This window comes from Sphingomicrobium arenosum, from assembly GCF_026157085.1.
Lineage (GTDB): Bacteria > Pseudomonadota > Alphaproteobacteria > Sphingomonadales > Sphingomonadaceae > Sphingomicrobium > Sphingomicrobium arenosum.
In genome coordinates this window covers 1,986,771-2,004,444 of sequence record NZ_JANPVN010000001.1, presented here as the reverse complement: position 1 = coordinate 2,004,444, position 17,674 = coordinate 1,986,771, and the positions used below count along the sequence as shown (strand labels likewise).

Here is a 17,674-nt window from a genome sequence, read left to right as displayed (position 1 = left end):
CAGCCCCGCGCGCGGTTCCGGCTTGCATAAGCGGCACTCAGCGCCGATTGAGGGGCATGACCGCGCCCCAGACCGATGCTTCCGCGACCCGTAAGGACCAACCCATGTCGCTACTCGCGCGGCTCCTGAAATGGGCCTCGCTGCGCTGGTTCCACAGCGATGGCTGGCGCGTCATCGGTTCGTTGCCCGATACCGACAAGTTCATCATCGCGGGCGCGCCGCACAGTTCCAACTTCGACTTCCTCGTCTTTCTGGGCGTGGTCGACCATTTCGGCATCACCCCGCGCTATCTCGGCAAGCACACGCTGTTCCGCTGGCCCATGGGCGGCTTCATGCGCGCGATGGGGGGCGTGGCGGTCGACCGCCGCAAGCGCGCCAACATGGTCCAGCAGGTGGTGCAGAAGATCGAGGAGGCCGAGGATTTCGCGCTGGTCATCGCGATCGAGGGCACGCGCTCCAAGACGCAGGAATGGCGCACGGGCTATTATCGCATCGCGCAGGAAGCGGGCATACCGATCGTCTGCGCGGGTCCCGACTACGTTAACAAGCTCGGCATTCTCGGCCCGATCATCCACCCGACCGGCGACATGGACAAGGATATGGAACCGGCGATGCGCTTCTTCAAAAGCCTCTATCCCAAAAATCCCGACCAGGTGCTCTTCCCCGACGGTAGCGGGCTCGATCCTCAGTTGCAGGACGAGCGGATGGCATCGATGCTCGCTGGCGGAACGGGCGGCAATACGCCGGTCGAATAGGCCCCGTAGGACACGGCGAAGCCAGCACCCAGCATGGCGCCCAAGCGGTTGGGGACCTCGCCCCGCGCCGCAATGCCGCCGCGCTCAGGCGTCGTGTCCGCGACGAGCGCCACCACATTGTCACCGGAGCCGATGCTGAGCCGCTCCTCGCTGCCGATCGCTGCGACACGGGGAAGGCGCACGATGAGGTGCCCTCCGCCCGTGCAGGTCAGGACGAGGACCGGGTCGAGCGAGGTGTCGTCGGCGGGATCGAGCGGGTCGTAGACGAGCCGCGCGCCGCCGGCCGACTGTTCGACCGTCCAGCCTTGCGATGCGCCGACGGGCGATAATGGGGCGACCAATTGCTCCTCGCCCGTGCCGAGCGCCTCCTCGGGCGCCGCCGTCGGCTGGCCCTCGAGGCGCGTCGTCCGGGCATCGTCTTGCCGCGCGTCGCCGCAGCCGGTTAGCGTCAGGGCAAGCAGCGGCGCTACGGCCGAAATCCGTGCTAGGCGCTGGCGATGGATCATGACAGTCTCCCGGCTCGTTCGAACAGACACAACGCATGGGCAGCCGCCAAAGGTTGCTCGATGCAAGCGAAGGGACGCAAGGATGAAGAAAATGCTGCTGGGCGCCGCGCTGGCGATGGCCGTTGTGGGGCCGCTCCCGGCCCAACTGGCGAGCGGGACGAGCGCGCCCGACTTCAAGACGATGGGCATGCTCGGCGACAAGACCTTCCGCGTCCATCTCGCCGAGCAGCTGCGCCACGGACCGGTCGTGCTTTATTTTTTTCCCAAGGCCTTCACCAAGGGCTGCACGCTGGAGAGCAAGGCCTTCGCCGACGCGATGCCTCGCTTCGAGGCCGCTGGCGCGCGGGTGATCGGCCTGTCGACCGACGATCTGGATACGTTGGCGCGCTTCTCGACCGACGTGTGCCGCTCCAAGGTGCCGATGGCGCACGCCTCCGCCGACCTCCTCGCGGCCTATGATGTCGAGCTGGCTGGAATCGGCGCGGTGGTGCCGGTCGCCAACCGCACCTCCTATGTCATCGCGCAGGACGGCAGCGTGGCGATGGTGCATTCGGAAATGGACTATGCCGAACATGTGGCAAAAACGCTGCAGGCCGTGGAAGAAATGGCCAAGCGCTAGACGAACGCGCTGGAAACGCTAGGTTCAGCCGCGCAAATTTAACAGTGCATTGATTTTCATGGGGTTTTGTCCTTCATCCTGCCTTCCGTACGGCAGGGGAGCGGGGCATTTGGACGGAGTAAAGCATATGCGAGCGGACAAGTTTCTCGGCCTGGTTCTAGCCAGCACCATGCTGGCGAGCTGCGGCGGCGGCAGCGGTGGGACCACCACCCCGCCGCGTTCCGGCGGCGATGGCGGCGGCGGCGTCGTCACCCCGCCCCCGACTTCGGGCACCAGCTGCTCGCTTTCGGCGCGTAAGGAATGGGTGCTCGAGACGCTGAAGGAATATTACCTCTATCCCGACCTCGTCGACGATACGGTCAATCCCGACAATTACACGACCCTGCAAAGCTATATCGAGGCGCTGCTGGCACCTGCTTATGCGCAGAAACTGGACAAGGCGGGCTTCACCTATGTGCGCTCGATCGAGGAGGAAGAAGCCCAGATCGCCAACGCGACCTACCAGGACTTCGGCTGGCGTCCCTCGTTCGAGGCGGGTAATGCGCTGATCGTCCTCGAAACCTTCGAGAACGGCCCCGCCTACAAGCAGGCCGGGATCGACCGCGGTGCGTTGATCAAGCGCGTCGGGCGGACCGCCGCGACGCTGACCGACCCGGTCACGGCGTACAATAACGGCACGCTGATCGACCTTCTCTTCCCTGCCGAGGACGGTGCCCAGACGGTGGTCGAATTCCAGCCCGCCGACTATTCCAACCCGGGTAGCTATCTGCCGGCGCAGACGGTCACGCTGACGGCGAGCGAATATAGCCTCGATCCGGTATCGAAGCGCTACGGCGTCGAAGTGATCGGCAATGTGGGCTACGTCAACCTGCGCACCTTCGCGACCAGCAATGCCAAGACCCAGCTCAGCAGCGCCTTCGCCGAATTCAACAGCGCGGGTGTCGACCAGATCGTCGTCGACCTGCGCTACAATGGCGGCGGGCTCGTCGATGTCGCCGAACATTTCGGCGACCTCCTGTCTGAAGGGCTCAACGGCGAGCTGTTCAGCGAGACGATCTATTCGGACGGCGTGCTGCGCAACTACAACGTGACCGAGGCGGACAAGAAGGAATATTTCCAGACGACAACGCAGCAGCTGCAGCCGAACCGTCTCGCCTTCATCACCACCGACCGCTCCGCTTCGGCGAGCGAATTGCTGGCCAATGCCTTCCCGCCCTATTTCGGTGACAATACCGCGCTCGTCGGCTCCAACACCTACGGCAAGGCGGTCGGCCAGATCGCCATCGACCGCGAGGCTTGCGACGACCGCCTGCGCGTCATCGCCTTCAAGACGGTCAATGCCGATGGCGTCGGCGATTATTTCGACGGGCTGGCGGATACCTATCCGGTGACCTGCCGCGCGCCTGACGACTACACCTTGCCGATGGGCGATGCCCGCGAGGATTCGATCGCCGAGGCACTCGATTACATGGCGGGGGGCAAGGCGGTCTGCACGCCGATGTCGGCGTCTTCCGGCCAGACGACGCTCGCCAAGCGCGAGAAGATCATCCTCATGCCGAAGAACCCGACCTTCGCCGAACAGGCGCTGTACGGCCCGCTGCGCTAGCACTAGCGGGACCGCGAAGGTCAGCGAAGGGCCGTCCGCTCAAGCCGAGCGGGCGGCCCTTCAACTTTTGCGAAAGACGCTCTTCAAATTCATGAACTCATGCAGGCCGAAGCGCGCCAGTTCGCGGCCGTGGCCCGAGTTCTTGACGCCGCCGAAGGGTGCTTCGGGGGTCGAGGCGGTCATCTGGTTGATTGCGGTCATGCCGGCATCGAGGCCGGTGATGAAGGTTTCTGCCTCCGTCTCGTCCTCGGTAAACACGGCCGACCCGAGCCCATAGGGCGTGATGTTGGCGATGCGGATAGCATCCTCCACGTCCTTTGCCTCGAACAGCATGGCGACGGGGCCGAACAACTCCTCGTCCTGCATCGCGCCATCGGGTTCGAGCCCGGTCAGCACGCCCGCGCTCAGATAGGCTCCCGGGCCGTCCTTCTTTTCGCCGCCGACCAGATGCCCGCCGGCCTCCATCGCCTTCTCGAGCTGGTCGAGCACGGTGTCGCGCTGTTCCTCGCTCGACATCGGGCCGATGTCGCTCGCCTCGTCCATCGGGTCGCCTGCCTTCACGTCCAGCATCGCCTCGATGAAACGGCCCTCGAAGTCCTCGTAGATGTCGGCGTGGACGATCATGCGCTTGCCGCAGATGCAGCTCTGGCCCGCATTCTGGATGCGCGCCTTGACCGCCGTCTCGACCGCCGCCTCCATGTCGGCCGAGGGCATGACGATGAAGGGGTCCGAGCCGCCCAGTTCGAGCACGACCTTCTTGAGCGCACGCCCGGCGGTTTCGGCGACCGCGCGTCCGGCCCCCTCGCTGCCCGTCAGCGTGACGGCGCGAACGCGATCGTCCTCGATGATGCCGGCGATGGGCTTGGAGCCGATGACGAGGTTCTGGAACAGGCCGTCCGGCGCACCCGCCTCTTGCACCGCCTGCTCGATCGCCTTGCCGACGCCCTGGACGTTGCTGGCATGCTTCAGAAGCCCGACGTTGCCCGCCAGCACCATGGGGGTGAGAAATCGCACGACCTGCCAATAGGGAAAATTCCACGGCATGACCGCGAGCACCGGGCCGATGGGGAGCCAGCGCAATTCGCCCTTGCCGCCGGGGATCGGCTCTGGCTCCAGCATCGCGGGGCCATGATCGGCGAAATGGCGCAGCGCGCTGGCGCATTTGTCGACCTCGGCGCGGCTTTCGCGCAGCGTCTTGCCCATCTCGCGGGTGGCGATCTCGGCCATGGCGTCGCGGTCCGCCTCGAAGCGTCCTGCAATGGCGCGCAGCAGGTCGCAGCGCGCCTCGAGCGAACTCGTGCGCCAATCGGCATAGGCCGAGTGCGCGCGATCCAGCGCGGCGTCGATCCCCGCTTCGTCGAGCGGTTCGTGGGTGGCGATGGTCTCGCCGGTGACGGGGTTGACGCTCTTGAGCATGGAGGCTTCCTTTCGCATGTCATCGAACGGGGCCGACTGCCGGTCGTTCCCTCGATGGACAGGGGCGCGCCGACTTGGCAGGGTGCGGCGCATGGCTGATCCCATCACCAGCTTTGCCGATTTCTGGCCCTATTACCTGCGCGAGCATTCGAAGCCGCGGACACGGGCGCTGCATTATTTCGGGACCAGCCTGGCGGTCGCGCTGGCGGTGTTGTTCGCGGTGACGGGGCACTGGCTGCTGCTCGCCGCGCTGCCGCTGGCGGGCTATTTCTTCGCCTGGGTCGGCCATTTCCTCGTCGAGAAGAACCGGCCCGCGACCTTTACCTATCCGCTCTGGTCGCTGGCAGCCGATTTTAAGATGTGGTGGCTGTGGCTGACCGGGCGCCTGAAGCCCGAGCTCGACAAGGCGGGGGTCGCCTAGTTCTTCTTCTTGCGGCGCTGAAACAGGCGGGCGAGGAAACCGCCGCGCGGACGGGCGGGCTCGGCCACCGGTTCGGGCAGCGGATCGAACACCGAGGCATCGGGCGCGGTTGCCGGAGGGGCGACCGGAGCTGAGGCCATCATATGCTCCTGCGCGGCGGCGCCTCGATAGGCCGGAGCGCTTGCCGTGATCGGCGCTGCGGGAGCGGGCATCGGAGTCGGTGCGGGCGCGGCGTCGGGCGCCGGCGCTTCCTCGCTCGCGGCGATGCGCTGGCGCAGGCTCGAGCCCGACTCCATATCGGCGAGCGGATCGTGCTTGGGCACCCATTTCTTCATGGTCAGCGTGGCGAAAGCGTCCTCGCCCGCGCCGCCGCCCGCACCGCCCTTGGTCGCGAGCACCGACGGCGCGGCGGCAGGGGCCGGGGCGCGGCGCTGGCCGAGCAGGGTGGCGAGGTCGGCGTTCATGCCGATGAGCCCGGTGATGAGCCGCACACCCTTGGGCAACCCGACCTGTCGCACCTTAGCATCGACCGCCTGGAGGAAGCGGGTGGCGCGCCACCAGCAGCCGAGCTGATATTCGACATAGCCGCCCGGCGCGCGCCCCTCGACCCCGTCACGCCCGTCGCGCAGGAAATGCAAATGCTTGCAGTGGATGAGCGCGGTGTTGAGCGGGGCGAGGCCCTCGATGTTGACGTAGAATTCCACGTCTTCCTCATGCCCGACCCAGCCCGGGCAATCGCTCATGCACTGGTCGAGGAGCTGCGCATCGTCGAGCCGCGAGAAATCGAAGACATCGTCCGAATAGAGCGCGAAGATGAGCGTGGGCTCATGCTCCTTGGTGAGGTCGAAGACGAGGTCGGGTTCGTTGCCCAGCCCCGCGGTGATGGCAGTGATCGGCGGACCCTCGAATTCGGCGATGATCTCGTCGAGGTCTTCCCAGCCCTCGATGACGATATCCTCGATGCGCGTCGCCTTGCACAGGCGGGCGATCTTGCCGTCGAAGGGGGCGAGCGCTTCCTCGAGGACGCGGGCGGCCTCGTCGAATCGTCCGTCGATGAGCAGGCCGCGCAGCCGCTCGGTGAACTGATGCTCGCCCTCGGGGGTGAGATAGGTGAGCTGGGCGGGATGCGGCTCGGGCGGTTCGCGGTAGGAGCGAACGCCCTCGGTCTGGGCGCTCGGGATGTGGACATAGCCGGGGTGGTTGACGGCATCCGCCATCGCCGCCCGGTCGACGTTTAGTCGTTCCTCTCGCCCCATCATTCCACCCGCACGCAATTTTCGTTGTGTCCGGGGTAAATCGGCGAGGTTAAGGAAGGGTGGACGAGGGCCGATCGGGCTTGTCCTCGATGGTGTGTCGGCCTAGCAGGACGGCATGACCAGCCTTGCCCGCCAGCGCGCGCCGCGCCTTTCGCTCCAGCGCCTCCTCGTCGGGGCCATCGTCCTGTTCTTCTTCCTCTTCGGACTGGTCCGGGTCGGCGTGGGTGCGCTGATGTTCGCGGCGGCGAACGGCTGGTGGACGGCGACGGGCGAGATGGCCGAGGGGTTGGCGCAGGTCGCCCCCTTCCTCGCCGAGCGCGCCGATCGGGCGCTGGTCTTCGCCTTCACGCCTGCCAGCTACTTCCTCGTCATCATGGCGATGGGTGTGGTGCTGGTCGCGGGGGCGATGAGCTGGTGGCGCGGCGCGCGTCGGCGCGGGGTGACACTGATCTTCGCCTATCTGGCGCTCCATGGCGGACTGTTCCTCAACTATCTCGAGGTCAATCCCAAGCTTCTCCTGTGGGGCGTGACGGTCGCCATGTGGGGCGTGCTCGTCCTGACGGCGCGCCCACAGCGGGTGAGCGGCATCGCGCGGCACGGGCTGGGGGCGCATCGGCCCTTCGCCTGACGGCTGTTGGAGGAAATCCGAACAGTGTCCACTTTGTCCACTTCGTGGAACTTTCTCCGGGCAAGTCCTTGAAATCGCGCCACACGGGTCGCCAGAGGGCGCCCTGGTGGCGGCGAATGACAGGTGCGGGTGCGGACAGGATCAAAGAGCGGTTGGCAGGAGCCGGGAGGAGCCTATCATGCGACCCCGACTGTAGGACAGGAGCGGATGATGCGGATGACGGCAATCGCGACGATCGGGGTGGCGGCATTGGCGGGATGCGCCAGCGTGGCGCCGGTGGAGGAGGTCCCCGCGGCGCGCTTCTTCGAGACGCTGAGCGCGCATTGCGGCAAGGCCTATGCCGGGCGCGCAGTGGTCGACGAGGGTGGGAGCGGCGACTGGGACGGCAAGCCGCTCGTCATGCATGTCGCCGACTGCAGCGACGAGCAGATACGCATCCCGCTCACCGTCGGCGAGGATCGGTCGCGGACCTGGGTCGTGACGCGGATCGGGGCCGACCGTCTCGCATTGAAGCATGACCACCGCCACGAGGATGGATCGCCCGACGCGGTGACGATGTATGGCGGCACGAGCGAGGTGGCAGGCACGGCGGCGCGGCAGTCATTTCCGGTCGACGAGGAGAGCATCGCGCTGTTCGAGACCGAGGGGCTGGACGCTTCGGTGGTCAATGTGTGGGCGATGGACATCTCGGACCGCGCATTCGCCTATGAACTCAAGCGGCCGACGGGGCGCCATTTCCGCGCCGAATTCGACCTGACGCAGCCGGTGGCATCGCCGCCGCCGCATTGGGGAAGCTGATGCTTTTCAAGCGCTTGACCCTGATCAAGGCGCGCGTGGGCATGACGGGATAGAAGCAATGGCATGCTCAAAGGAGGATGCCATGCTGACCATCGACCTGTCCGACCCCAAGGTCGCGATCCTGACGCCCGAGGGGGCGCTCAACACGTCCGATCTCGACGCGCTGGAGAAGGCGGTCGACGGAAGCATCAACACGCATGACGTGGTGCCGAGCCTCGTCATCATGCTGGACGCCGTGCCGCACTGGGAAAGCGTCGCGGCGATGGCGCGGCATTTCCATTTCGTATCGGTTCACAAGAAAGTCATTCCCAAGGTGGCGGTGGTGGGGTCCGGCGTGTTTGCCGCGATGATGCCGGGCATCGCCGATGCCTTCACCAAGACGAGGGTACGGCATTTCCCTGCCGACAAGGCCGAGCAGGCGGTGGCGTGGGCCACGGCGCAGGGCGATGACCCGGGACGCTTCGAGGAGATCGAGGGGCTACCGCGCGACGTGGTCGCGGTGCGGCTCGTCGGCGTCATCACGGCGGAGGATTATGACAAAACGCTGATCCCGATGATCGAGGCGCGGCTGGAGGATCGCGAGGCGGTCAAGATGCTGGTCGTGATGGACGATGATTATGCCGGTTACAGCCCCGATGCGGCGTGGGCCGATGCCAAGTTCGGGCTGGGCCATGTCCGCAATTTCAAGCGCATCGCGCTGGTCACCGACATCGGCTGGGTGCGCCGCGCGGCCAAGCTGTTCGCGCCGCTGTGGGACGTGGACAGCCGCTTGTTCGACGTCGCCGACCTCGAGGAAGCCAAGGCCTGGGTGAAGCGCTGAGCGCGGGCTAGCGCACGCGCTCGTAGCTGCCGCGACCCTTGCGGAAGGTGGCCATCAGCCACTTTTCGTCGGCGCGGTAGAAATAGGCGGTCCCGTTCGCCGCGACGCGGCCGCGGGCGCTGTCGACCTCGTCGGTGAAGGCGCATTCCCACGCCCGGTCCACATCGGCGAGACGGTGGTGGCTATAGTCCTGGACGCGGTCGAGGCTGACGCGGGCGCCGGTGCATTCGCCGAGGCGCACCTTGCGGATGGCGGGCAGGCGGCGGCGCAGGATCTCGCGGCCACCGCGCAAGCTTTCATATTCGAAGGTCGTGACCGTCTTGGCATAGGCCTCGCCCGGCGTGTCGCCGATCGCGGTGCCGCCGACCTTCGGATCGGGCGGCAGCGGCACGGCGAGGTCGGCGCGGATGCCATTCTTGTAGGCGGCCAGCGCGTCGCGCTCGGTCGGCTGGGGATAATCGGGCGGGCCCGCACAGGCGGCAAGGACGAGCGAAAGGCTCGCGGCGAACAAACAAATCCTGATCATGCAAACTCCCCCGGGCCCGGCGCGTCACGTGGTGGCGATGCTAAAATGGGGCGGCTGCCTGTCAAGCGGGCCTGAAGCGCGGGGCGGTGATGTGGACGAAGGCGTCGCATTGGGGGCACGAATAATCCTGGCCGGGGCACCTTCGGCTTACCTCGTCTGTTGAAGTCGAAACATAGCTGTGGAGACAGAAAATGACACGCCCCGACGACAAGTTGATCGACATGATGAAGGGCATCGATATCTCGATGCTGGTGACCAAGACCGATGGCGGCGATATCGCGGCGCGGCCGATGTCCAACAACAAGGATGTCGCCGATGACGGCACGACCTATTATTTCAGCACCGACGACGGGCGGATCGACAATGATCTGAGGGCCGACGACCGCTGCGGCGCGACCTATGCCGGCAAGGAGACCTATGTCGCGGTCCAAGGGCGCGGGAAGCTCCACCGCGACCGGGCGGTGCACGAGAAGCACTGGGTGCCCGATCTCGACAATTGGTTCGAGGACGGGCTCGACACCGAGGGGCTGATCCTGATCGAGCTGACGCCCGAGCGGATCGCCTGGTGGAAGGGCCGCGAGGAGGGCGAGTGGACCGCCTGAAAAGGCGATACCGCCGACTATTTATTTCGAAAGTGGAGACAAAGAGATGGCGACCATCAATCACGCATCGGCGCGCTATGAGGGCTTGGGCAAGGATGGCAAGGGGCATATCTGGACCGAGAGCGGGGCGCTCGACGCGCAGCCCTATGGGTTCAACACGCGGTTCGAAGATGCGCCGGGGACCAATCCCGAGGAACTGATCGGGGCGGCGCATGCTTCCTGTTTCACCATGGCGACGAGTTTTGGCCTCGCGAAGGCGGGTTATGAGGACGGACAGCTCGATACCAAGTGCGAGGTGACGCTGGAGAAGGACGGCGAGGGGTTTACGGTGACCAAGTCGGCCTTGACGCTGGAGGCGGCGGTGCCGGGGATCAGCGATGAGGATTTCCAGAAGATCGCGGGCGAGGCGAAGGAGAATTGCCCGCTGTCCAAGCTCTTGGATTGCGAGATTACCCTGGACGCGACGCTCAAATAAGGCGCGGGCTTTCGCTGGCGGGTGGGGCCGGGCATGGAGGGGCGCATGATGATCCTAGTCGATGGCGATGCCTGTCCGGTGAAGGACGAGATCTACAAGGTCGCGTGGCGGCACGGCGCGAAGGTCGTGGTGGTGGCGAACAGCCATTTGCGCGTGCCCGATCATCCCGACGTGTCCCGCGTAGTGGTCAGCGATGGGTTCGATGCCGCCGACGACTGGATCGCGGATAAGGCGGGGCCGGAGGCGGTGGTGGTGACCGCGGACATCCTGCTCGCCGAGCGGTGCCTCAAGGCGGGCGCGGCGGTGCTGGCGCCGAACGGCAAGCCGTTCGATGCGGGGAATATCGGTAGCGCCATCGCGACGCGGGCGATCATGGCGGATTTGCGTGCGGGGGCGGACGGCATCGGGGGCGGGCCGCCGCCGTTCACGAAGACGGATCGGAGCCGGTTCCTGCAGGCGCTGGATCGGGTGTTGGTGGCGCGGCGCGGGTAGCGCTGTTGGACGAAATCGGGGGTTTGTCCACTTTGTCCACTTATGGAACTTTTTGCGGCTAAGTGTCTGAAATTGCCCGCTGCGGGGTCGCTGCATTGCGGGCGGGGGCGGGGGGCGACGGGGAGAAAGAGCGGGGGCGTGGGTGGCGCCTTGCCCGTCATAACATCGCGGGGCGCGTGTAGGACAGGGGCGGCGCCACGCGGGCGCCGCCCAAGTCGGCGGATCGTGCCGCCGGCACCTAGCCGATGGTGTCGGGTTGGGGGCGGCGGGCTTCGAGTTTGCCGAAGTGGCTGTCGAGCAGGCGCTCCATCTTCTCGCCCGCTTCCATGGCGACGCCGTCGACGCTGCCGCCGTCGGCGGTGACGGCCTGGGGCTGCTGGCCCTCGATGCGGGCTTCCAGCGAGGCGGTGTAATGCTCGTCGGTTTCCTGATTTACATGGAGCACGACGCGGGTGAGCTGGTCCTCGAAGCGCGAGAGCGTGCCGCGAATGCCGGTCTCGATGCGCTCGGCGACTTCCTGCGTGCCGTCGATATTATTGTCGGTGTTGAACATGAACTGCATGTCGGGTTCCTTACGCTTCTTGCCCCCGCGCCGGGGGTGACGCGGCGGGGTTCGCAAGGACAAAGCGCGAGGAAGGGCGGCGGTTGCACGAAGGCGCGCCGAGCGCAGCAAGAGCGGAGCGAAGCGAGCGAAAGCTGCGTCGAAGAGCCGCGCCGACACGGCCGGGCTGCGGCGCTTTGGCGCCGACAGCTTCGACGGCGCGAGGCCGCCCTCGCGCTCATTATCCCGAGAGTGAAAGGTTGCGTTCAATTTGGCGAACTGTGGCGTGCGGTGAAGAAAGAACAAAATCCTTTCTGCGATCCGCTCTTGGTAGCACCCACCGCCTCAAGCTCGATTTTGTAATGCATTCGACCGACGACAGAGACTCGTTGTCGAGCTCATGTTCGAGGCCGCACAAATAGGCTTTAGTGTTAGCGCCGAACTCCGAGACGAAGACCTCTCTTTGAATTCCGTGGAGCAGTTCATTCCTAGCTATACCCGCAATTTTCATCGCTTCTCTTAGAACCCGAATTTTCCAATTCGGCCCCTTGCCAAACTCGTAAGTTTCAAGCGTATTTGACTGCTTCGCCGACAAGAGTTTCTTTGCGAGGTCAAAGGCTTCTTCGGTCACGTGGTGATGCCCCCACCCCTTTGAGTAACCCACCGAGCGGAAGATCCAATCTCCATCTAATTTTAGTCGATTATACAACGAGGACCTGCCAAAGGCAGAGCTTACCGTAACCATAGCCAAGCGATTATAACTGCACCTACCCGAGATGATGCTTTCTCGATTGCCATATTTCGCGTCAAAGATTTGAGACACTTCGCGCGAGCGGACCAAACTCGCGACCAGCTTTCCTCCGAGAATGCTAGAGTATGGCGGGAGGGCGCCCAGCACATACGCGTCCATCACGCATGAAAGTCTGGAGACCCTCTGGTCCGAAGTCCAATCGATATACCTATCTCGAGCTGCCAGATTGAATACTGGGTCTCCAATTGCGAAAATGCCAATTAGGCAGCCAGTATTTTCATCAATGACTAAGAATCGAATCCGGCGACCAAACCCCTGTGAGACGGGGATCGACCAATACGATGTGGCTGCCCGGAAAAGCTTCTTTTCAAAATTGTCAGTCACGATGACAAGTCTTGGACAAATTCGTTCGGGACTGACGCTAGAACCTTGTGCTATGTACGATTGAAATAAACCCTTAGTTTGCGCGAAGAACCCGGATTCCCGGCGAGCTCGCTCGATAATTTTCTGAGCGTATGCCTTGTGGACGATTGACCTGTCGGGCCCATCAGCGACGCGGGCACCGCTTACATCCCTCGCCCAACATTCTCGGAAGGCCTCTCTGTGGTCCTGAAAGGTCAAGCTCGTGTCTTATAACCTAAAACGCTCGAGGCGGCCGCAATGAAAGCGGCGAAAAGAATTAAGAGTGCTTTGTTTAGGGTCAGTGAGCTTCCGGCGGCAACAATACCTGCAGCTGCGATCCCTGACATGATGAATAGGATATTCAGCAGAACCTTCCATTGACTGCTTCGTACACGTATCTCGACCTCAACCTCAGAGTCCTGCAATTCGTCTGGTTTCGATGCAGAAGTCCTTCCTATAGATAGGGAGTTGATAGTGTCACGTACTCCTTTTTTTACATCGAGTCTGAGACGTTTGAGGTCGTATTCACTATCAATTTTTAATAAGTTGCCGTGGATGGGCTCAAGGCCGTGACCGAACACAGCATACTTAAGAAACAGAGTGGGAGCCTCCGGACCGGTAGGCATATTGGGGGTCAAATGGTGGATCAGAACCGACTGAACACCATTCCGCTTGAAGGTTGGCGAAGGACCAAACTCATATCGCTTACCTGCCTCCTCAAGCGCAACGAGATTGAAGAACAGCCGTTCTTCGACTGACGAGAAATCTGATGTTGCCCCGAGTTGAACCGCAGTATTTTCGAAAGCCAGCAAGTGACCACCGTCTCGGTTATGCTTTACGAGTTCGAAGTCGCTCAAAGAAAGCTCTGAACCCTGTGCCCAGAGCCCAGACGCGTACGTCGATCCTCCATCAGCCGGAGTTTTCCAAGCCGGGACCTTAAACTTTTTGTCAGCTTCAATCAGCTTCGCGGCATCATTTGGAGAAGAGAAGTACTTCTCGACAATGAGAGTAAATATGAACTTCTCCCCCGCCGCTTCGACCGCACCAATTTTAGCACTTCTCACTGGAAGCAAACGAATCTGACGATTGGGATCAGAGCATTCCAGGTAGCAAATAAAAACCGTCCGACCGGTCAAAGACTTTAGGTTTTTTACAAGCGCGGACTCAATGTGTCTTTTTCGATATCGGAATTGAAGTTTCCTACCAGTTGGCAGTGCTAACGCGCGAACGACATCCTCACGATAGCGTGCTCTCAATCCAGACGAGAGCAGGATGAGGGGCGTGGAATGGGACATGCTCAACTTTCGTTTAAAGAAAACTAGAGATAGAGTTTACCGCCCTTTTCTGTAAAGCGCTCGCTCATTTCCGCCATGCCCTTCTCGGCTTCCTCGCCATCGAGGACCTGTTCGCCGAGCGCGCTGTTCTGCTTCGCCGCGAATTCGCGCACTTCCTGGCTGATCTTCATCGAGCAGAACTTCGGCCCGCACATGGAGCAGAAGTGGGCGGTCTTGGCGCCTTCGGCGGGCAGGGTCTGGTCGTGATATTGCTCGGCAGTGTCGGGATCGAGCGAGAGGTTGAACTGGTCGCGCCAGCGGAATTCGAAGCGGGCTTTGGAAAGCGCGTCGTCGCGGACCTGTGCGGCGGGGTGGCCTTTCGCCAAATCGGCGGCGTGGGCGGCTAGCTTGTAGGTCACCACGCCGACCTTTACGTCGTCGCGGTCGGGGAGGCCCAGATGCTCCTTGGGGGTGACGTAGCAGAGCATCGCGGTGCCGTACCAGCCGATCTGGGCGGCGCCGATGGCGCTGGTGATATGGTCGTAGCCGGGCGCGATGTCGGTGGTGAGCGGCCCGAGCGTGTAGAAGGGCGCTTCGTCGCAGGCCTCGAGCTGCTTTTCCATATTCTCCTTGATCTTGTGCATCGGCACGTGGCCGGGGCCTTCGATCATGACCTGGACATCCTGTTCCCACGCTTTCTTGGTGAGCTCTCCGAGGGTGTAGAGTTCGGCGAACTGGGCTTCGTCGTTGGCGTCGGCGATGGAGCCGGGGCGCAGGCCATCGCCAAGGCTGAAGGCGATGTCATAGGCCTTCATGATCTCGCAGATCTCGTCGAACTTTTCGTAGAGGAAGCTCTCGCGGTGATGGGCGAGGCACCATTTGGCCATGATCGAGCCGCCTCGGCTGACGATGCCGGTGACGCGCTTGGCGGCCATGGGGACGTAGGGCAGGCGCACGCCCGCGTGGATGGTGAAATAGTCTACGCCCTGTTCGGCCTGTTCGATCAGCGTGTCGGCGAAGATGTCCCAGGTGAGGTCCTCGGCCACGCCGCCGACTTTCTCCAGCGCCTGGTAGATGGGGACGGTGCCGATGGGGACGGGCGAGTTGCGGATGATCCATTCGCGCGTGTCGTGGATGTTGCGGCCGGTGGAGAGGTCCATGACCGTGTCGGCGCCCCAGCGGATCGCCCAGACCATCTTGTCGACTTCGGAAGCGACGTCGGAGGCGACCGCGCTGTTGCCGATATTGGCGTTGATCTTGACGAGGAAGTTGCGGCCGATCGCCATCGGCTCGCTCTCGGGGTGGTTGATGTTGTTGGGGATGATGGCGCGGCCGCGGGCGATTTCCTCGCGGACGAATTCGGGGGTCACGATGGGCGGGATCGAGGCGCCGAACGATTCTCCATCAGTCGCCCGATCGAGCCTCTGGCTCCGGCCGAGGTTTTCGCGGATGGCGACATATTCCATCTCGGGGGTGATGATGCCCTTGCGGGCATAGTGCATCTGGGTGACGTTATGGCCGGGCTTGGCGCGGAGCACCTGGCGGCGGACGTTGGGGAAGGGGTCGACGCCCCCCGAACGATCGGGGCCGAGCTGGCCATTGTCTTCGGGCTTGACCGTGCGCTGGGCCTTTTCCTCGACGTCGCCGCGGGCGCGGATCCAGTCGCGGCGCAGTTCGGGGAGGCCCGAGGTGATGTCGATGGTGGCGTTCGCGTCGGTGTAGGGGCCGGAGGGGTCGTAGACGGGGACGGGGGGCTCGCCGCTGGTGGGTTCGAGGTGCACTTCGCGCATGGCGACCTTGATGCCGCCCTTGCCTTCGACATGGATCTTCTTGGAGCCCCGGATGGGGCCGGTGGTGACGGCGAGCGCGCCGCCGCGCTGGTCGCCAAATTCGCCGGCGTTGGGAAGGTTGGGGTCGCGGTCGGCCATGTGTCTAGTCTCCAATGGTGGAGTGGACACGCGGGCGCCGCGCTCCACTCCCTACGGCCTTTTCAGGCATCAGGTTCGACGGGTCGGGCAGCGTGACCTGCCCCTCTCAGCCAGCACTGGCTCCCCGGGGATGGCTCCTGTGTAGGAGGCGCGGGGGCGTTTGGGAAGGGTTCGGCTTGGCGGTTGATGAATAAGGCGGAGTCGCTAGGCTGGCGCGACCTTTCCCCCCGGAGTCCCCCATGAACGAATTTCCCATCCCGCCGCAGGAACAGGCGCGCGCCAAGAAGAATGCCTTTTCGCGCTTTCTCGACGGGGTCGAGTGGCTGGGCAATTTGCTGCCGCATCCGGTGACGCTGTTCGCGCTCTTGGCGCTGGGGATCGTGCTGTTGTCGGGGCTGATGGGCTGGATGGGGGTGGCGGTGGTCGACCCCCGGCCCGAAGGCGCAAATGGCGTGGCGGCCGACGGGATGATCCGCGCGGTGAGCCTGATGGATGGCGACGGGGTGCGGCGCATCTTTACCGGGCTGGTCGACAATTTCACCGGTTTCGCGCCCTTGGGCGTGGTGCTGGTGGCGATGCTGGGCGTCGGCGTGGCGGAGCATTCAGGGATGTTGTCGGCGGCGGTGCGCAGCCTCGTGCTGAAAGCGCCGCCCAAGCTGGTGACGGTGGCGATCGTGTTCGCGGGGATCATCTCCAACACGGCGAGCGAGGTCGGTTACGTGGTGCTGATCCCCCTGGGCGGGGCGATCTATTATGCGCTGGGGCGCCATCCGCTGGCGGGCATGGCGGCGGCCTTTGCCGGGGTGTCGGGGGGATATAGCGCCAATTTGCTGATCGGCACGGTCGACCCGCTGCTCGCGGGGATCACCGAGGAGGCGGCGCAGCTGATCGATGGCGATTATACCGTGCTGGCGACGGCCAACTGGTATTTCATGTTCGCCTCGACCTTCCTCATCGCCGCGATCGGGAGCCTCGTGTCGCTCTATATCGTCGAGCCGCAGTTGGGGGCCTACGACAAGTCGAAAGCCGATCCGACGATCCTCGACGATCACATGATGGAGCCGCTGGACGACAAGGAGCGCAAGGGACTCCGCTGGGCGGGGATCGCGCTGGTCGGCGTGCTGGCGCTGATGGCGCTGACGCTGGTGCCCGAATGGGGGGTGCTGAGGAATCCCGAGGATGGCGACCGGATGGACTCGCCCTTCTTCGACGGCTTCGTGGTGTGGATCTTCATCTTCTTCGTGGTGATCGGCTATGCCTATGGGCGCGCGGCGGGAACGATGAAGACCGACCGCGACGTGATCGATGCGATGTCGAAGGCGCTGTCGAGCCTCGGCTTGTACATCGTGCTGGTGTTCTTCGCGGCGCAGTTCGTGGCCTTTTTCGGCTGGACCAACCTCGGGGCGATCACGGCGGTGACGGGGGCGCAGTTTCTCGTCGACACGGGGCTGACGGGGCCGCTGGTCTTTTTCGCCTTCATCCTGTTGTGCGCGATCATCAACCTGTCGCTGGGCTCGGCGAGCGCGCAGTGGGCGGTGACCGCGCCGATCTTCGTGCCGATGCTGATGCTGATCGGCTATGCGCCCGAGGCGATCCAGGCGGCCTATCGGATCGGCGACAGCACGACCAACATCATCACCCCGATGATGAGCTATTTCGGGCTGATCCTCGCCTGGGCGACGCGCTATCAGAAGGACCTGGGCGTCGGCACGCTGATCGCGATGATGCTGCCCTATACGATCTTCTTCCTGACCGCGTGGAGCATCTTCTTCTACGTCTGGACCTTCGTCATCGGCCTGCCGGTGGGACCGGGAAGCCCGACCTTCTACACGCCGGGCGGCTAGGGCGAGGGAGCGGC

Annotated in this window: 19 protein-coding genes; 11 read left to right on the top strand and 8 right to left on the bottom strand. The window is 63.9% G+C overall.

Annotated elements, in window-relative coordinates:
* Window positions 1–104: 104 nt before the first annotated feature.
* On the top strand, window positions 105–755 hold the full coding sequence (locus NUW51_RS10045) for a 1-acyl-sn-glycerol-3-phosphate acyltransferase (RefSeq protein WP_265587382.1): 651 nt from the start codon (window positions 105–107) through the stop codon (window positions 753–755).
* Here the strand turns inward: NUW51_RS10045 and NUW51_RS10040 are convergent.
* Entirely contained in the window at window positions 686–1,261 is a 576-nt protein-coding gene (locus NUW51_RS10040; protein WP_265587381.1) for a hypothetical protein, read from the bottom strand. The genes NUW51_RS10045 and NUW51_RS10040 overlap by 70 nt on opposite strands.
* Before the next feature lie 82 nt (window positions 1,262–1,343).
* On the opposite strand from NUW51_RS10040, the gene NUW51_RS10035 reads away from it, so the two are divergent.
* On the top strand, window positions 1,344–1,880 hold the full coding sequence (locus NUW51_RS10035; RefSeq protein WP_265587380.1) for a peroxiredoxin: 537 nt from the start codon (window positions 1,344–1,346) through the stop codon (window positions 1,878–1,880).
* Window positions 1,881–2,007: 127 nt separating this feature from the next.
* Entirely contained in the window at window positions 2,008–3,486 is a 1,479-nt protein-coding gene (locus NUW51_RS10030; protein ID WP_265587379.1) for a S41 family peptidase, read from the top strand.
* 60 nt (window positions 3,487–3,546) lie between these two features.
* Here the strand turns inward: NUW51_RS10030 and NUW51_RS10025 are convergent, their stop codons facing one another.
* Window positions 3,547–4,902, bottom strand: coding sequence for an NAD-dependent succinate-semialdehyde dehydrogenase (locus NUW51_RS10025; RefSeq protein ID WP_265587378.1), 1,356 nt, complete (start codon window positions 4,900–4,902; stop codon window positions 3,547–3,549).
* Between the two features lie 91 nt (window positions 4,903–4,993).
* Here NUW51_RS10025 and NUW51_RS10020 point away from each other — a divergent pair, with 91 nt between their 5' ends.
* Window positions 4,994–5,323, top strand: coding sequence for a DUF962 domain-containing protein (locus NUW51_RS10020; RefSeq protein ID WP_265587377.1), 330 nt, complete (start codon window positions 4,994–4,996; stop codon window positions 5,321–5,323).
* Here NUW51_RS10020 and NUW51_RS10015 read toward each other — a convergent pair.
* Complete coding sequence (locus NUW51_RS10015; RefSeq protein WP_265587376.1) at window positions 5,320–6,582, bottom strand: hypothetical protein; 1,263 nt, start codon at window positions 6,580–6,582, stop codon at window positions 5,320–5,322. The two genes, NUW51_RS10020 and NUW51_RS10015, sit on opposite strands and share 4 nt — an antisense overlap.
* Window positions 6,583–6,694: 112 nt before the next feature.
* Between NUW51_RS10015 and NUW51_RS10010 the strand changes: the two genes are divergently transcribed.
* The 3 genes from NUW51_RS10010 to NUW51_RS10000 all read left to right on the top strand — a co-directional run bounded on the left by NUW51_RS10010 (window position 6,695) and on the right by NUW51_RS10000 (window position 8,825).
* Window positions 6,695–7,207: a hypothetical protein gene (locus tag NUW51_RS10010; RefSeq protein ID WP_265587374.1), complete on the top strand. Its 513-nt coding sequence runs from the start codon at window positions 6,695–6,697 to the stop codon at window positions 7,205–7,207.
* Window positions 7,208–7,414: 207 nt separating this feature from the next.
* On the top strand, window positions 7,415–8,005 hold the full coding sequence (locus NUW51_RS10005; protein WP_265587373.1) for a hypothetical protein: 591 nt from the start codon (window positions 7,415–7,417) through the stop codon (window positions 8,003–8,005).
* An 82-nt stretch (window positions 8,006–8,087) separates the two neighbouring features.
* On the top strand, window positions 8,088–8,825 hold the full coding sequence (locus NUW51_RS10000; RefSeq protein WP_265587372.1) for a SpoIIAA family protein: 738 nt from the start codon (window positions 8,088–8,090) through the stop codon (window positions 8,823–8,825).
* Window positions 8,826–8,832: 7 nt separating this feature from the next.
* On the opposite strand, the gene NUW51_RS09995 is transcribed toward NUW51_RS10000, so the two are convergent.
* Window positions 8,833–9,351 (bottom strand): hypothetical protein, encoded by a 519-nt coding sequence (locus tag NUW51_RS09995; RefSeq protein WP_265587371.1) that lies wholly within the window; start codon window positions 9,349–9,351, stop codon window positions 8,833–8,835.
* A 191-nt stretch (window positions 9,352–9,542) separates the two neighbouring features.
* Between NUW51_RS09995 and NUW51_RS09990 the strand changes: the two genes are divergently transcribed.
* The 3 genes from NUW51_RS09990 to NUW51_RS09980 are packed head-to-tail and all read left to right on the top strand — an operon-like array spanning window position 9,543 to window position 10,920.
* Window positions 9,543–9,953, top strand: coding sequence for a pyridoxamine 5'-phosphate oxidase family protein (locus tag NUW51_RS09990; protein WP_265587370.1), 411 nt, complete (start codon window positions 9,543–9,545; stop codon window positions 9,951–9,953).
* A 46-nt stretch (window positions 9,954–9,999) separates the two neighbouring features.
* Window positions 10,000–10,428, top strand: a complete 429-nt coding sequence (locus tag NUW51_RS09985; RefSeq protein ID WP_265587369.1) for an OsmC family protein — start codon at window positions 10,000–10,002, stop codon at window positions 10,426–10,428.
* Window positions 10,429–10,473: 45 nt separating this feature from the next.
* A complete protein-coding gene (locus tag NUW51_RS09980) occupies window positions 10,474–10,920 on the top strand; it encodes a YaiI/YqxD family protein (protein ID WP_265587368.1) in 447 nt (148 codons plus the stop codon).
* A 238-nt stretch (window positions 10,921–11,158) separates the two neighbouring features.
* Here the strand turns inward: NUW51_RS09980 and NUW51_RS09975 are convergent, their stop codons facing one another.
* The 4 genes from NUW51_RS09975 to thiC form a co-directional block, all read right to left on the bottom strand.
* Complete coding sequence (locus NUW51_RS09975; RefSeq protein ID WP_265587367.1) at window positions 11,159–11,482, bottom strand: HPF/RaiA family ribosome-associated protein; 324 nt, start codon at window positions 11,480–11,482, stop codon at window positions 11,159–11,161.
* A gap of 220 nt (window positions 11,483–11,702) precedes the next feature.
* On the bottom strand, window positions 11,703–12,833 hold the full coding sequence (locus NUW51_RS09970) for a Druantia anti-phage system protein DruA (protein WP_265587366.1): 1,131 nt from the start codon (window positions 12,831–12,833) through the stop codon (window positions 11,703–11,705).
* Entirely contained in the window at window positions 12,830–13,909 is a 1,080-nt protein-coding gene (locus NUW51_RS09965) for a hypothetical protein (RefSeq protein WP_265587365.1), read from the bottom strand. The genes NUW51_RS09970 and NUW51_RS09965 overlap by 4 nt, the downstream gene beginning before the upstream one ends.
* Before the next feature lie 23 nt (window positions 13,910–13,932).
* A complete protein-coding gene (gene thiC / locus NUW51_RS09960; RefSeq protein WP_265587364.1) occupies window positions 13,933–15,816 on the bottom strand; it encodes a phosphomethylpyrimidine synthase ThiC in 1,884 nt (627 codons plus the stop codon).
* 239 nt (window positions 15,817–16,055) lie between these two features.
* Here thiC and NUW51_RS09955 point away from each other — a divergent pair, with 239 nt between their 5' ends.
* Window positions 16,056–17,660 (top strand): AbgT family transporter, encoded by a 1,605-nt coding sequence (locus NUW51_RS09955; protein ID WP_265587363.1) that lies wholly within the window; start codon window positions 16,056–16,058, stop codon window positions 17,658–17,660.
* Window positions 17,661–17,674 lie beyond the last annotated feature (14 nt).